We start from the raw sequence: 13,842 nt of genomic DNA on the forward strand, positions 1-13,842 counted from the left end.
TTGTGCGCCCAGCATGGGCGCACTCTTGGAGGTGCAAGTCCTCCCGTGAGCTGGCCACAGTGAACGAAGCGAAGCGCAACTGCGTAAGGGTGACCGAGCGTGGGGAGGAAGCGTGGAGCGTAATCTGCGAGCCGATGGACAAGAATCGGATATGAGGCGCTGCCGAGCAGGGCGAGCGGGCAAGGAATCGCGAAGCTCTCGTGGCCAAGGCGAAGCGGCGTAAATCCGGCGGTTGTGCAGAGAAGGAGTGCGTTCTTACCTGGGGAGATCTCGCTTTACGCCTGAAAGGGCGACGGTGCTTGATCGGAGCGAGAAGTCAGCAGAGGCCGTAGTAGTCGAATAGCTGAGCCACTGTAGGCTCGAAACACCAGACGAAGGGCCGAACGAGAAGGAGCATCAAACGTCTTGTCGATGAGCCGTGCATTGCATCAGATGCCTGTGAGAACGGGGCGGGGCGTCCAGGATCGAGGTGAAGCCTCGATGCTACCGTCCAGCGATGAAGCACGCCTCCCGCGCCAAGGGTTGGGGGATGCAGGGCGATGCCTGTTGGAACAGGTTGTCGCACAGGAGAATATGCAGCGCGCCTGGAAGCGCGTGAAGGCGAACAAGGGAGGTGCTGGGGTGGATCGCCTGGACATAGTGCAGACCGAAGCCCACCTCAGGCAGGTATGGTCGAGTATCCGACGGCAACTGCTGGCGGGAACCTACCAGCCATTACCAGTACGGCGCGTATGCATACCGAAACCAGACGGAAGTGAACGAGAGCTGGGCATCCCCAGTGTGACCGACCGTCTGATCCAGCAAGCGCTGCTGCAAGTGCTGCAACCGCTGATTGATCCCACTTTCAGCGAGCATAGCCATGGATTCCGGCCAGGTCGCCGAGCCTGGGATGCGGTTTTGTCTGCCCAACGGTATGCCCAAGAAGGCTACTGCGTCGTGGTGGACGTTGATCTGTCCCAGTTCTTCGACCGGGTCAACCACGACATCCTGATAGAGCGTTTGAGTAGGCGCGTGAATGATGCTGGCGTGATCCGGCTGGTGCGGGCCTATCTAAATGCTGGAATCATGGATGGTGGTGTAGTGATCGAGCGATTGGAAGGCACGCCGCAAGGTGGGCCACTGTCGCCACTACTGGCTAACGTGCTGCTCGACGAGGTGGATAAAGAGCTTGAACGCAAAGGACATCGTTTTGCCCGTTACGCCGACGACTGTAACGTCTATGTGCGCAGCCAGAAGGCTGGCGAGCGGGTGATGGCCCTCCTCAAACGCTGCTACGACAAGCTGCGCCTGAAGATCAATGAATCGAAAAGTGCAGTGGCGAGCGTGTTTGAACGTAACTTCCTCGGATACTGCTTATGGCAAACCCACGATGGTGAGGTGCGGCGTGCCGTTTCGAAGAAGGCACTGGGGGTGTTCAAGCAGCAGATCAGGCAGCGTACTCGCCGTAATGGCGGGCGCAGCCTTGCCGAGGTGATCGAAAAGCTTTGCAGCTATCTGCCGGGATGGAAAGGCTACTTCAGCTTGGCGCAAACCCCGCGAGTCTGGCGAAGGCTGGATGAGTGGATGCGTCGAAGGCTACGAGCCCTTCAACTCAAACAGTGGCGACGCGGCAAGACGATCTACCGGGAACTGCTTCGTTTAGGGGGTACGCAGAGCGTGGCGCAATCGGTTGCGGCGCTGAGTCGCCGCTGGTGGCATAACAGCCTGACTGCCGGACACCAAGTATTGACGATCAGCTATTTCGATCGTCTGGGCATGCCAAGACTCTCCTGACCTCAACATCTCGAACCGCCCGGTGCGGACCCGCATGCCGGGTGGTGTGGGAGGGGAACGGCGGTAGCCGTCCCCTATCCCGATTTTCTGGCCTAGAGATTTTCAGCGGCCTGCTCAAGCTGCTCGTTGTTCGACGCGCAATTGCTCGAACCAATCCAGCGTCTCGTCCCACAGACGCTGCGCCGCAGGGCGGAAATACCCCATATGACCGATAGCGCCCAGGCCCTCTGCCTGCGAGTCGAGCGTGCGCGCCTGATAGGGCGCATTCACATAGGCGGCCATGAAGGCATCGCGTGATGCGGGCGGTGCCCAAAGATCGTCCAGGCTGTTGAGCGCCACCATCGGTGTCTTCACCTGGGCGAAGCGCTCGGCCAGCCCCGGCATCTGCGGATCGTCGAAGAAATAGCGCGGGAAGCGGCACCAGCGTTTCCACTGACGGTACACGCCCAGCGGCAGATCCTCGCCCATGCCCAGTTTGCTCCAGGCCAGGTAGCCCTTGTAGCGCGTCATCAGCGGGCCTATCAGGCGCCACATGGCCAGCACGCGCACCTGCTCGGCCCTGGGCATCCAGCCGTGCCAACCAGCGCCGGTACCGAAGGTGTAGAAGCCGGCGACCTGATCATGGTTGGGCAGCAGGCCAAAGGCGTGACCGCCGAAGGAATGGCCGATCATGAACAGTGGGCGCTCGGCGTGCCGGTGTTGATCCACCGCGGCGGCCACGTCGAGATGGGCCCAGTCCAGATACTCCATCTCGAAACCACGCAGGCTGTCTGGCTTGGACTGGCCGATGCCGCGGTAGTCCAGGGTCATGGTGTTGAAGCCACGGCTGGCGGCGTGTTCGGCAAAACGGCGATAGAAACCTTGCGGCACCCCGGTGGCGCCAGCGATCAGCAGTTGCGCCTGCGGTCGCTCGGCGTGATAGCGCGTGGCGGCCAGTTGGTAGTCGTCGAGGGCGAGCAGGGGCAGGGTTTCGCGGCGGATGGCTGTGTTCATGCTGGCGGGGACTCCATGCGGTGCTGGCGGGTCAGGTGGAGCAGGGTGGCAACGGCCTGTTTCAGCGGCTCGCTGCTGCCGGCGACACGCGCTTGCAGCAGACCGCCTTCGTAGAGCGCGACGAACAGGGCAGCGAGTCCTTCTGGCTGTGGGTAACCGTGACGTTGCAACTGCTGCTGCAGTGCCTGGCGAATGGCGGCGAAGGTATTGGCCAGGGCTGCACGAATTTCATGATCTTGCGGGCCGCTTTCCAGGGCCACGGTGGCTAGCGGGCAGCCGCGCTCGAAGGCGCTTTCCTGCAACTGGCCAAGCGCGCCCTGTAGCCAGATAGTCAGCGCATCGAGTGGATCGGACTGGCGCTCGAAGAGCGCAGCGAACGCCTGCTCGGCGCGCTGGCCGACACGCTCGATGGCGGCCACGGCCAGTTCGGTCTTGCCGTTCGGGAAGTGGTGATAAAGGCTGCCCTTGGGCGCATCGGCGGCGGCCAGCAGTTCGTTCAAACCAACGCCATGCAGACCCTTGCGTTGCAGGGCATCGATCATGGCGTCGATCAGTTTGTCGCGAGTAGTCTTGGTCATGGCCTGGATTATGTAGACCGGTCGGTCTATCTGCCAGTGTCATTCAGGCCGCAGATGAGGGCATATCGGCATAGTGGAGCGCCGCCCAGTGGACGGCGCGAGGTATCAGGCCTGCTTGGCTACCCAGGCGGTATAGGCGTCGATGAATTTCTGCAGGAACGGCTTGATGCCGTCGCTGAGTACGCCGTTCTCGTCGAAGAAGTTGCCGGCGCCACCGAGATAAGCCTCCGGCTGCTGCAGCACATGCACGTCGAGGAACACCAGGCACTGGCGCAGGTGATGGTTGGCACCAAAGCCACCAACGGCACCCGGCGAGGCGCTGAGCACGGCGCCTGGTTTACCGCTGAAGGCGCTCTGGCCATACGGGCGTGAGCCGACATCGATGGCGTTCTTCATCGGCGCCGGGATCGAGCGGTTGTATTCGGGGGTGATGAACAGCACCGCGTCGGCCGCCTTGAGCTTGCTGCGAAACGGCGCATAGGAGGCCGGAGCGGTATCGCCGTCGGCGTCTTCGTTGTACAGCGGCAGGTCGCCGATCTCGAGGATTTCCAGATTCAGCGAGGCCGGCGCCAGGTCGGCCAGCGCCAGCGCCAGTTTGCGATTGATGGAGGCTTTGCGCAGGCTACCGACCAGCACGGCGACGTTGTAGGTCTTGCTCATGTGTACTCCAGAAGGTGTGGTGAGGAAGGAACAACCACTATAGACCCTGGATGTTTCAGCAGGTGCAGGGCACGCGCCTCGTCACTCGCCGAACGCGTCCAGCAGATCGTCGGCGAAGGCCTTCTGCGCCTCGCTGGCGGGATGGCCGCGATGGTTGGCCAGACGAAACTGCACGGTGAAATCCCACTTGCCGGGCAGCGCGCGCAAGCCGCCACGCTCTACCCAGGGCTGGGCGATGTGCTCGGGCAGATAGCCCAGGTGAGCACCGGAGAGGATGAACGCCAGGCTACCTTCGACCTGTTCGCAGCGCGCGCTGCTGCTGCCGCCTTGCCAGGGTTCGTCGGCTGCGATGAAGCGATAGGGATGCACCACGCGGTCGCAGGCCTGCAGGTCAGCGGCGCTCGGCGTCTCCCGGTCGAACAGCGGGTGCTGGCGCCCGCAGTACAGGCGCTGGCGCTCGGCGAACAGCGGCCGGTAGTCCAGCGCCGTCTGGCTGCCGGAGAAATAGCCGATGGCCAGTTGCAGCTGGTTCTGCAGCAGGCGCCGTTCCAGTTCGGCGGGCATGGCGCTGACCAGCTCGATCTGCACCGCCTGGTTGCGCCGGCGAAAACGCCCGATGGCATCGCCGAGGCGCTCCAGCACCTGGTCCGACAGCGCTTACGAGAGGCCGATGCGCAGCTCGTCGAGCAGCTTGTCGGCCATGCCCTGGGCCTCGCCCTTGAAGGTCTCGATGGCGGCGAACAGCTTGCGCGTGGCGGCCAGCACCTGCTCGCGGTGCTGCAACCGAACCTGCGCTACATCGGCAATGCCCGGCAGATCGACGACCTGGCCAAGGGCGAGACCTGCCTGGCGCTGACCTACACCGGTGACGCCGGCATGGCCGCTGCGCGCGCTGCCGAGGCCGAGCAGCCGTTCGAGGTGCTCTACCGCATTCCGCGCGAAGGCACGCTGATCTGGTTCGACACCATGGCCATTCCCGCCGACGCGCCGCATCCGGGCAACGCCCGTGCGTTCATCGACTTCATGCTGCAGCCCGAGGCCATCGCCGAGCTGACCAACGAGCTGTTCTTCGCCAACGCCAACCGCGCCGCCACGCCCCTGCTGGACGAGGCGGTGAGCGGTGACCCGGATATCTACCCGCCCGAAGCCGTGCGTGCGCGCCTGTTCGCCGAAGAAGTGCTGAGCCTGCGCGAGCAGCGTCAGCGCACGCGCCTGTGGACAGACTTCCGCAGCCAGTACTGAGTCTGTAGGAGCGAGCTCTGCTCGCGAACATCACCGAAATGAGTATTCGACCATGGACCAAGCCTTCGACAACGACCAGGCCATCACCCGCGCCAGCCTCTACGGAACCGCCGCCGAGCCCACCTACGCCGGCATCACCAGCTTCATGCGCCGGCGCTACAGTCGTGACCTGACCGGCGTGGACCTGGCCATCAGCGGCGTGCCCTTCGACACCGCCACCAGCAACCGGCCCGGCAGCCGCTTCGGCCCACGGGCGATCCGCGCCGCGTCGACCCAGTCGGCCTGGGCGCGGCATTTTCCCTGGGAGTTCGATCCCTTCGACCTGCTCGCCTGCGTCGACTACGGCGACTGCCATTTCGACCACGGCACGCCGCAGGACACCCCGGCGCTGATCGAGGCGCACGCCACGCGCATTCTCGAAGCCGGCAGCGCGCTGCTGACCCTGGGCGGCGACCACTTCATCAGCTATCCGCTGCTCAAGGCGCATGCGAAAAGCACGGCACGCTGGCGCTGATCCACTTTGACGCGCACAGCGACACCTGGCCGGACGAGGAGGGCAAACGCATCGATCACGGCACCATGTTCTACCACGCCGCGCGTGGAGGCCTGGTTGACCCGGCGCGCTCGGTGCAGGTCGGCTTGCGCACCACCAACGACAACGTAATGGGCTTTCAGGTGCTCGATGCCCGCGAGGTGCACCGCAGCATCCCGGAGCAGATCGCCGAGCGCATCCGCGCGCGGGTGGGCGAGCATCCGGTGTACCTGACCTTCGACATCGACTGCCTCGACCCGGCCTTCGCCCCCGGCACCGGCACACCGGTGTGCGGCGGCCTTTGCAGCCATCAGGCGCTGGAGATACTGCGCGGTTTGCGCGGGATCAACCTGGTCGGCATGGACGTGGTCGAAGTAGCGCCGCCCTACGACAACGCCGAGGTCACCGCCCTAGCCGGCGCCACCCTGGCGATGGAGATGATCTGCCTGTATGCCGCGCGGCATAAGCTGGGTGAACGGACCTAGGGTGGAAATCGCTGTTTATTTCCACCTGGGGTATTCGCGCCAGCTACCCATGGTGGACCGGTGAGGCGTGGTCCACCCTACGCTCTAACCGGCGTAGCCCAATGTAATCCGGGGCGCGCCTATGCGAACTTCCCGGATTTCATTGGGCTACGTAATTGCGGCTTGCCACGCTTTTTGTGGGAGGGGCTTTAGCCGCGACTGTTGTGGGGAGGTGTTGCGGGTGGCGCATCGCCGGCAAGCCGGCTCCTACAGGATGAGGCGCTCAGCCCCGGCGCCCCAGCCCATGCTGCGCCAGCTTGGCGTAGAGCCCGGCGCGGGAAATGCCCAGGCGTTCGGCGGCCAATTGGCGATTGCCATCGGTTGCCGCCAGTGCCGCCTGCAACGCCTGGCGCTCGGCCTGAGCCAACTGTTCGGCCAGCGTCTGCGCCGTGCTCATCATCACTGGCGCAACGGGCGTAGGCGCGCTTGGCGCCACCGGATCGACCAGCAAACCGCGCAAGGCTTCACCATCCAGTCGCCCATCGACCGCCAACTGCGCACGCTCCAGCAGGTTGCGCAACTCACGCACGTTGCCCTTCCACGGCTGCGCACAGAGCAGGGCGAGGGCATCGTCCGTCAGCTCCATGGGCGCCAGGCCGGAGCGGTTGGCCAGGTCATCGAGCAGGTGTTCGATCAGCGCGGGAATGTCGCTGGCACGCTCGCGCAATGGCGGCACGCGCAGGGCCAGCACGTTGAGGCGGTAGTAAAGATCATCGCGGAACTGCCCGGCGGCCACCTTGGCTTCCAGGTCGATATGGGTCGCGGCGATCACCCGCACGTTGAGCGGCTTGACCTGATTGGAGCCGAGCGGCTCCACCTCCTGCTCCTGCAAAACGCGCAGCAGCTTGGCCTGCAACGGCAGCGGCAGATCGCCGATCTCGTCGAGAAACAGGGTGCCGCCGTTGGCCACTTCGAACTTGCCGATGCGCGCCTTGCGGTCGGCGCCGGTAAAGGCGCCGGGCGCGGTGCCGAACAGCTCGGCCTCCACCAGGGTTTCCGGAATCGCCGCGACGTTGACCGCGACGAATGGCCCGTTGGCGCGCGGCGACAGGTTGTGGATGCCCTGCGCCAGCAGCTCCTTGCCGGTGCCGGTCTCGCCGCGAATCAGCACGGTGGAGTCGAGCTGCGCAGCACGGCGGGCCTGGCGCTTTACCTCACTGGCTGCACTGCTGGCGCCGATGAAACCGGCGATGGTGTAGCGCGCCCGACGCGCCTTGGCCAGCTCGTGCTGGGTGGCGAGCAACTGGCTCTGTAGATTGTTGTACTTTGCCATCAGCGGCTTGAGATGGCGGGCGCGGTCGAACAATACGAAGCCCAGCGCGCCGACCAGGGTGCCGTCCTCGTCGCGCAGCGGTATGCGGGTGACCACGAAGTGCTCGCTGCCGAAGGCCATCAGATCGAGCATGCTCGGCTGGCCGCTTTCCACCACCTCGCGCAGGCGGCTGGCCGGCAGCACTTCCTCGATCTCCTTGCCCAGCGCCGTGCGCGCATCGGCGATGCCGACCTTCTGCGCGTACTTGTCGTTGATCCAGACGATGCGCGCCTGGCGATTGACCGCGATGGTGCCCTCGCACTGCGCATCGAGGTGATCGAACAGCAGCGGCATGGCCACCGCGCGAAAGCGCTCGGGCGACACGCCGATGATCAGGCCGTGCTGGTCGAGGTCGTCGCGGGAAATGGCCATGGGCGAGTGTCCGGAAGTGAGATGCCGGTGATTATGGGCAGCGCCGATCAGGCCGGGCAACGTCAACAGTCATCGGACAATGGCATTCGCCGCGCGCTTCTGGAATAGTTGGGCGGCCGCGCGTAACCCGCCGGCACCTGCCGATCGCCCACAAGGCCTGCCCGGCAGCCGTGACACCTGCCGTGTCCCTATTTGCGTGCCGACCAGGTGCGCCAGGCGAGCCATCCGCTCGCCGCTGGATCCGCACCGCTTTGCCGGTGCCACAACGACAATGACCAAGATCCATACAAGGACGCCCCGATGAAACTCAAGCGACTCTTCTCCGCGCTCGCCGCCGGCGCTGCGCTGACCGCCCTGTGCGCCACCGCGCAGGCGCGTGAATACTCCGTCTCCACCGTACTGTCCGACGCCTTCCCCTGGGGCCAGGCCGCGCAGAAGTGGGCCGATCTGGTCAACGAACGCTCCGAAGGGCGCATCACCCTGCGCGTCTATCCCAACGCGCAGCTGGTCGCCGGCGACCAGACCAAGGAATTCTCCGCCATGCGCTCGGGCCTGATCGACATGGCCGTGGGTTCGACCATCAACTGGTCGCCGCAGGTGCCGGAGCTCAACCTGTTCTCCCTGCCGTTTCTGATGAAGAACGACGCCGACCTCGACGCCATCACCCAGGGCGAAGCCGGCAAGCTGGCCTTCGCCGCCATCGAACAGCGCGGCATCGTGCCGCTGGCCTGGGGCGAGAACGGTTTTCGCCAGCTGTCCAACTCGGCCAAGCCGGTGCGCAGCCCTGCCGATCTGGCGGGCCTGAAGATACGCGTGGTCGGTTCGCCGCTGTTCCAGGACACCTTCACCGCCCTCGGCGCCAACCCCACGCAAATGAGCTGGGCCGACGCCAAGCCGGCACTGACCACCGGCGCGGTGGACGGCCAGGAAAACCCGCTGTCGGTATTCGACGTGGCGCGTGTCGACCAAGTGGGCCAGAAGTACCTGACCCTGTGGGACTACATGGCCGATCCGCTGGTGTTCGCCGTCAACCAGCGCGTATGGAAATCCCTGCCCGAGGAAGATCGCGAGCTGCTCAGCCAGGCCGCTATCGACGCCGGCAAGTGGGAGATCGAGCTGTCGCGTGGTGCTCAGGCCCAACGCCTGGCCGACGTGCGTGAGCGCGGCGTGGAAGTGATCGAACTGAGCGACGCCGAGCGCGCGGCCTTCGTCGAAGCCACCGCCAGCGTGCATGAGAAGTGGGCACCGCGTATCGGCGATGCGCTGATGGGCGCCGCGCGCAAGGCCGTGGCCCAGCCCTGATTCGTTTTATCTGACCGGAAGCTCCCTTAGTCTGCTCTGCTCCCCTCTCCCGCTTGCGGGAGAGGGGCCGGGGGAGAGGGCAGGGGGCGCCACTTCACGAGCGCATTGCTCCGGTCATTCGAGGTTTTTATGAGCAAGCAAGTCGACGCGCCGCTGGAGCGCGTGCTCGCCACCCTGGCCCTGGTGATCATCAGCCTGATCAGCCTGGCCAACGTCGTGGTGCGTTATTTCACCGATGCATCCTTTGCCTTCACCGAGGAAATCTCGGTGTTCCTGCTGGTCATCCTCACCTTCGCCGGTGCTTCGGTGGCCATGCGCAGTAACCGACACATTCGTATCGGCCTGCTCGAGCGCCTGTTCCCGCGCCTGCGCACGCCGCTGATCCTGTTGCAGTGGCTGGCCAGCGTGCTGGTGCTGGGGCTGGTGTGCTGGTTCGGTGGTCAGTTCGCCTGGGAGGAATTCCAGTGGGATTCCGAGTCGCCCGGCCTCGGGCTGCCCAACTGGTGGTACGTGATCTGGCTGCCGATCCTGGCGCTGCTGCTGTTCGTGCGCCTGACCCAGATGACCGTCGATCGCCTGCGCGGGAGAATCAGTGATGAGCCCTGATCTCTGGCTGATCCTCAGTTTCGCCGTGCTGCTGGCACTCGGTGTGCCGGTGGCCTTCGCCCTCGGCCTGTCCGGCGCCATCGGTATCATCGCCGGGCTGTCGCCGGACATGCTCGCCACCCTCGGCACCAACACCTACAACGGCGTGGCCAAGTACCCGCTGATCGCCATTCCGCTGTTCATCCTCACCGGCCTGGTGTTCGAGAAAGCCGGTGTGGCGCTGCGGCTGGTGCGCTTCGCCCAGGCGGTGATCGGCCCGCGTCATGGCGGCCTGGCCATGGTCGCGGTGCTGGTGTGCCTGATCATGGGCGGCATGAGTGGCTCTGGCCCGGCCGATGCCGCCGCCGTGGCCATGGTGATGCTGCCGAGCATGACCAAGGCGGGGTATCCCAAACCCTTCTCGGCCACGCTGATCGCCGCGTCGGCCTCGACGGCGATCCTGATTCCGCCGTCGATCGCGCTGATTCTCTACTCCATTGTGGTGCCGGGCGTCGATCTGCGCGCGCTGTTCGCCGCCGGCCTGTTCCCCGGCATTCTGGTCGGCCTGGTGCTGCTGGTGCCGGCCTGGCTGCTGTCGCGTCACTACGGCTGGGAGTCGCCGGAGCAGGGCGAGCGTCCGCCGCTGGGCGAGAGCTTCAAGCAGGCGCTGCCGGCGCTGTTTGCCCCGGTGCTGATTCTCGGCGGCCTGCGCAGCGGCCTGTTCACGCCCACTGAAGCCGCCGTGGTCGGCGTGACCTACGGCGTGCTGATCGGCCTGTTCGTTACCCGCGAGCTGGACTGGCGCAGCCTCTGGCGCCTGTGTGGCGAGGCCGGGGTGATCTCCGGCGTGGTCATGCTGATCATCGCCCTGGCCGGCATCTTCGCCTGGGCCGGCACCATGCTCGGCACCTTCCGCCACCTGGCCGAATGGCTGATCTCGCTGTCGGACAACGGCTGGGTGTTGCTGGCGCTGGTGATGCTCGCGGTGCTGCTGGCTGGTATGTTGCTCGACGCCATCTCGATCTACCTGATCCTGATGCCGATCCTGATTCCGGTGATGCAGCACTTCGGATGGAACCCGGTGTGGTTCGGCATCCTGCTGGCGATGAACATCGCCATCGGCCAGTTCACCCCACCGGTGGCGATCAACCTGATGGTCACGGCCGAGGTCGCCAAGATACGCCTGGAACAAACCGTCGGCTGGGCCGCGTTGTTCGTTGTGGTGATGTCCAGTGCCCTGCTGCTGGTGGCGATCTTCCCGGAAATCGCCCTGTGGCTGCCGCGTGTGCTGGGTTATGCTGTGTAAAACAGGCAAGGCCGTCTATAGTTGCCTGATGGTGCGCGGCGGGGAGCTGCGTACCGCTGAGGGCGGCGGCGCTGGGCAATAAAATGGGCGACGGCAACTATAACGATCACAGGGATGTAGGCGCAGGGCACTGCGAAGGGCTGCGCGAGTCGGGCAAGCGCAAGCTGATGCGCACCATCCTGCTCGCCACCGGCCTTACCCTGGGCGGCTTTGCCGTGCTGCAGGCCCTGGCCGGCAACTACCTCTTCGCCATCCTCGAAGTGCTGTGCACCGCCTTGCTGCTGTTCGGCGCCTGGCGCATCGAACGCGCTCGCCATCTGCACCTGTGGATCTACCTGTACCTGATCCCGACCTTCTGCTTCATCCTCTACATCATCGTCATGCCGGACGCCTCAGCGGCGGCGTTCGTCTGGCTGTACATGATCCCGCTGCTGGCCTACCTGCTGCTGGGCAAGCAGCGCGCCTTCCTGCTCACCGCGCTGTTCATGTGCGCCGGGCTTTTGCTGTACTTCACCGACAATCACCTGACCCTGGACGCACACGGCCTGATCGACCTGGGCAACGCCGCCCTGTGTGGCGTGCTGATCCTGGTGTTCGTGCATATCTACGATGGCTTGCGCATGCAGGCCTACGAGGAGCTGGAGCGTCTGGCGCAGACCGATTCACTGACCGGCGTGGCCAGCCGTGGCAGCTTCCAGCACGCCCTGCAACGCAGCATCCAGGATGCCGAACGCAGCAACGGGCATCTGGTACTGGTGCTGCTCGACGTCGATCACTTCAAGCAGGTCAATGATCAGTGGGGGCACGAGGCGGGCGATATGGCGCTGCAGCATATCTGTCAGATCCTCCAGCAGCGCCTGCGCGTGACCGACTTTCTCGGTCGTCTGGGTGGGGAGGAGTTCGGCCTGCTGCTACGTCATATCGACAGCACTGGTGCCGACCCGCTGGTGGACAAACTGCGTAAGCAGATCGCCGAACAGCCGCTTGAGTACGACGGTGAGCAGATCGCGCTGTCCGCAACCTTCGGCCTGGCCACCTGGCCCGTGGACGGCCGCAGCACCGCCGAGCTCTACCGCGCCGCTGACCGTCACCTGTACAGCGGCAAGCGGCGCGGACGCAACCAGCTGGTCAGCGCCGACCTGCCAGCCGAGCTGTTGCTGGATAAGTTCGATGTGCGGCTGTGACTGCGCGCGGTGCTGCGCTGGCTGATATCAATTTCAGATACGAAAAGCCGCGCAGTGCGCGGCTTTGAAGGTGGTGGGCCCACACGGACTCGAACCGTGGACCCAAGGATTATGAGTTGCCTAGAAACGCCGCAAACCTAGTGAAATCGGGCGTAGCCTAGCGCAGGTACTGTTAGCTGAAAGTATCGTCGTAGAGCGGGTTAAGCGTAACTGAGCGAAATCTGCAAAAGCTGAGCACTGTACCGCCAGTGTACTGATTTCTGTACCGCGAAACGGTCAGGTTTTGCTTTTTAATCGGACGATCACTACGCAGGCTCTCTTGATCGTGTTGCGGATCAGGCGTTGACGGACATCGTTGCTCCAAGTGCTGAGTGATGCTGCTATTGACCTTGCTCGGCGAGCCAGGCGAGGTCATCTGCACGTTTCTTGGTCATATCAAGAAAGCACGAAGCGCTGTTGACGCTGTCGATGGTGCCTCCAGTCAAGCTACCGAGTAGGGCGCAATCGGCATCGCGGAATTTGATCCATAGCCGCTGCGCGTCCCGCAGTTGTGTTTGCTGTGCAGGTGTTAGCGCTTGTATGGCGGCTTTGTAGTTTTGGTTGAGGCGGGCGTCTTGCTGTTCTGTCTCACTGCCCATGCAATTGAGCATATTCACCGTCACGCCGCCGGACTCATCCATGCAGGCGGTATAGGTTTCGCTGTAGCCATCGTCTGCTGCGTGTGTTCCAGCGCTGAGCGCGGTGACGGCAATCGCCAGCAGTTGATTGCATGATGTGCATCCAGCGTATCAATTGATGGTTGTTAAAGGCTTTGCATGGTTCGGCACTTGGGGAAAGCCGAGCATCCCCAAAACTGCTGTCCCGCTTTCGGCCCTGACTTCACGGTGCGGATCAGCAGCGCACTCCCACATTTCGGACACTGCCGCTCGGCTGTCGGATCGCTACGGCGTTTGAGGTTTTGTACATGCTCGCGGTGGGTGGCGAGGGTTGGCGCGCGGCGGCCGGTTTGCAGGGCATGCAACATGGCGTCAACTTCAGGCTCGCTGAATAGCGGCTGCTGGAATGACTTGATATAGCGGATAAAGCGTAAGCGCTCCACAAACCCCATCTTCAAATGATCCGCAGGCCAGTCAATGCTGTGCTCCGATTTCTTTCTGGAGCCAGCCACCATGATGCGCCCCGACGCTAAAGTTGAAAAAGTCTACCTCTACCCCAAGCCGGTGGATTTCCGCAAATCCATTGACGGCCTGGCCGCTCTGGTCGAGCTGGATATCAAGGTGGCGGTCTTCGACCCCGTGCTGTTCGTCTTCCTCAATCGCGCGCGCAATCGCGTGAAGATTTTGTATTGGGAGCGCAACGGCTTCTGCCTGTGGCTCAAGCGCTTGGAGGCTGAGCGCTTCAAGTCGCATCCGCAGCCTGGCGACGATGCGATCGTGCTGACGGCCCAGGAGCTGAACTGGTTGCTGGACGGTATCGACC

General features: G+C 64.0%; 13 protein-coding genes and 3 pseudogenes. 8 read left to right on the top strand and 8 right to left on the bottom strand.

Annotated elements, in window-relative coordinates; translation table 11 throughout:
• The first annotated feature begins 405 nt into the window (after window positions 1-405).
• Window positions 406-1,773, top strand: coding sequence for a group II intron reverse transcriptase/maturase (gene ltrA, locus DBO86_RS22485; protein ID WP_108233196.1), 1,368 nt, complete (start codon window positions 406-408; stop codon window positions 1,771-1,773).
• 114 nt (window positions 1,774-1,887) lie between these two features.
• Here ltrA and DBO86_RS22490 read toward each other — a convergent pair whose 3' ends face one another.
• The 5 genes from DBO86_RS22490 to DBO86_RS27105 all read right to left on the bottom strand — a co-directional run bounded on the left by DBO86_RS22490 (window position 1,888) and on the right by DBO86_RS27105 (window position 4,787).
• Entirely contained in the window at window positions 1,888-2,766 is an 879-nt protein-coding gene (locus DBO86_RS22490) for an alpha/beta hydrolase family protein (protein WP_108234898.1), read from the bottom strand.
• A complete protein-coding gene (locus DBO86_RS22495) occupies window positions 2,763-3,344 on the bottom strand; it encodes a TetR/AcrR family transcriptional regulator (protein ID WP_108234899.1) in 582 nt (193 codons plus the stop codon). The genes DBO86_RS22490 and DBO86_RS22495 overlap by 4 nt, the downstream gene beginning before the upstream one ends.
• Before the next feature lie 105 nt (window positions 3,345-3,449).
• A complete protein-coding gene (locus DBO86_RS22500; protein WP_108234900.1) occupies window positions 3,450-4,004 on the bottom strand; it encodes an NADPH-dependent FMN reductase in 555 nt (184 codons plus the stop codon).
• A gap of 81 nt (window positions 4,005-4,085) precedes the next feature.
• The gene (locus DBO86_RS22505; RefSeq protein WP_244185594.1) at window positions 4,086-4,646 is read right to left on the bottom strand and encodes a substrate-binding domain-containing protein; all 561 of its coding nucleotides are present in this window, start codon (window positions 4,644-4,646) and stop codon (window positions 4,086-4,088) included.
• Between the two features lie 15 nt (window positions 4,647-4,661).
• The gene (locus DBO86_RS27105) at window positions 4,662-4,787 is read right to left on the bottom strand and encodes a hypothetical protein (RefSeq protein WP_255311581.1); all 126 of its coding nucleotides are present in this window, start codon (window positions 4,785-4,787) and stop codon (window positions 4,662-4,664) included.
• On the opposite strand from DBO86_RS27105, the pseudogene DBO86_RS22510 reads away from it, so the two are divergent.
• Both DBO86_RS22510 and speB read left to right on the top strand, forming a co-directional pair.
• Window positions 4,764-5,246 (top strand): annotated as a pseudogene (locus DBO86_RS22510) (extracellular solute-binding protein); the annotation flags it as partial. The gene DBO86_RS27105 and the pseudogene DBO86_RS22510 sit on opposite strands and share 24 nt — an antisense overlap.
• A gap of 145 nt (window positions 5,247-5,391) precedes the next feature.
• A pseudogene (gene speB / locus DBO86_RS22515) lies at window positions 5,392-6,263 on the top strand (agmatinase).
• A 262-nt stretch (window positions 6,264-6,525) separates the two neighbouring features.
• Here speB and DBO86_RS22520 read toward each other — a convergent pair.
• Window positions 6,526-7,986: a sigma-54 interaction domain-containing protein gene (locus DBO86_RS22520; RefSeq protein ID WP_108234901.1), complete on the bottom strand. Its 1,461-nt coding sequence runs from the start codon at window positions 7,984-7,986 to the stop codon at window positions 6,526-6,528.
• Window positions 7,987-8,286: 300 nt separating this feature from the next.
• Here DBO86_RS22520 and DBO86_RS22525 point away from each other — a divergent pair, with 300 nt between their 5' ends.
• From DBO86_RS22525 to DBO86_RS22540, 4 genes are all read left to right on the top strand, one after another.
• The gene (locus tag DBO86_RS22525; RefSeq protein ID WP_039965262.1) at window positions 8,287-9,288 is read left to right on the top strand and encodes a DctP family TRAP transporter solute-binding subunit; all 1,002 of its coding nucleotides are present in this window, start codon (window positions 8,287-8,289) and stop codon (window positions 9,286-9,288) included.
• 129 nt (window positions 9,289-9,417) lie between these two features.
• Window positions 9,418-9,894: a TRAP transporter small permease gene (locus tag DBO86_RS22530; protein WP_003463756.1), complete on the top strand. Its 477-nt coding sequence runs from the start codon at window positions 9,418-9,420 to the stop codon at window positions 9,892-9,894.
• Complete coding sequence (locus DBO86_RS22535; protein ID WP_003463753.1) at window positions 9,884-11,179, top strand: TRAP transporter large permease; 1,296 nt, start codon at window positions 9,884-9,886, stop codon at window positions 11,177-11,179. Before DBO86_RS22530 ends, DBO86_RS22535 begins: the two co-directional genes overlap by 11 nt.
• Before the next feature lie 83 nt (window positions 11,180-11,262).
• On the top strand, window positions 11,263-12,363 hold the full coding sequence (locus DBO86_RS22540) for a GGDEF domain-containing protein (protein ID WP_108234902.1): 1,101 nt from the start codon (window positions 11,263-11,265) through the stop codon (window positions 12,361-12,363).
• A 380-nt stretch (window positions 12,364-12,743) separates the two neighbouring features.
• Here DBO86_RS22540 and DBO86_RS22545 read toward each other — a convergent pair whose 3' ends face one another.
• Window positions 12,744-13,043 (bottom strand): lysozyme inhibitor LprI family protein, encoded by a 300-nt coding sequence (locus tag DBO86_RS22545; protein WP_108234903.1) that lies wholly within the window; start codon window positions 13,041-13,043, stop codon window positions 12,744-12,746.
• Window positions 13,044-13,165: 122 nt separating this feature from the next.
• Window positions 13,166-13,447: pseudogene (locus tag DBO86_RS22550) on the bottom strand (topoisomerase DNA-binding C4 zinc finger domain-containing protein); the annotation flags it as partial.
• 85 nt (window positions 13,448-13,532) lie between these two features.
• Between DBO86_RS22550 and tnpB the strand changes: the two are divergent.
• Window positions 13,533-13,842 (top strand): IS66 family insertion sequence element accessory protein TnpB (gene tnpB / locus DBO86_RS22555; protein ID WP_146173172.1); only part of this gene is annotated, 310 nt, incomplete at its 3' end.

This window comes from Ectopseudomonas oleovorans (assembly GCF_003052605.1).
In the GTDB taxonomy this organism is placed as follows: Bacteria; Pseudomonadota; Gammaproteobacteria; order Pseudomonadales; family Pseudomonadaceae; genus Aquipseudomonas; species Aquipseudomonas oleovorans_A.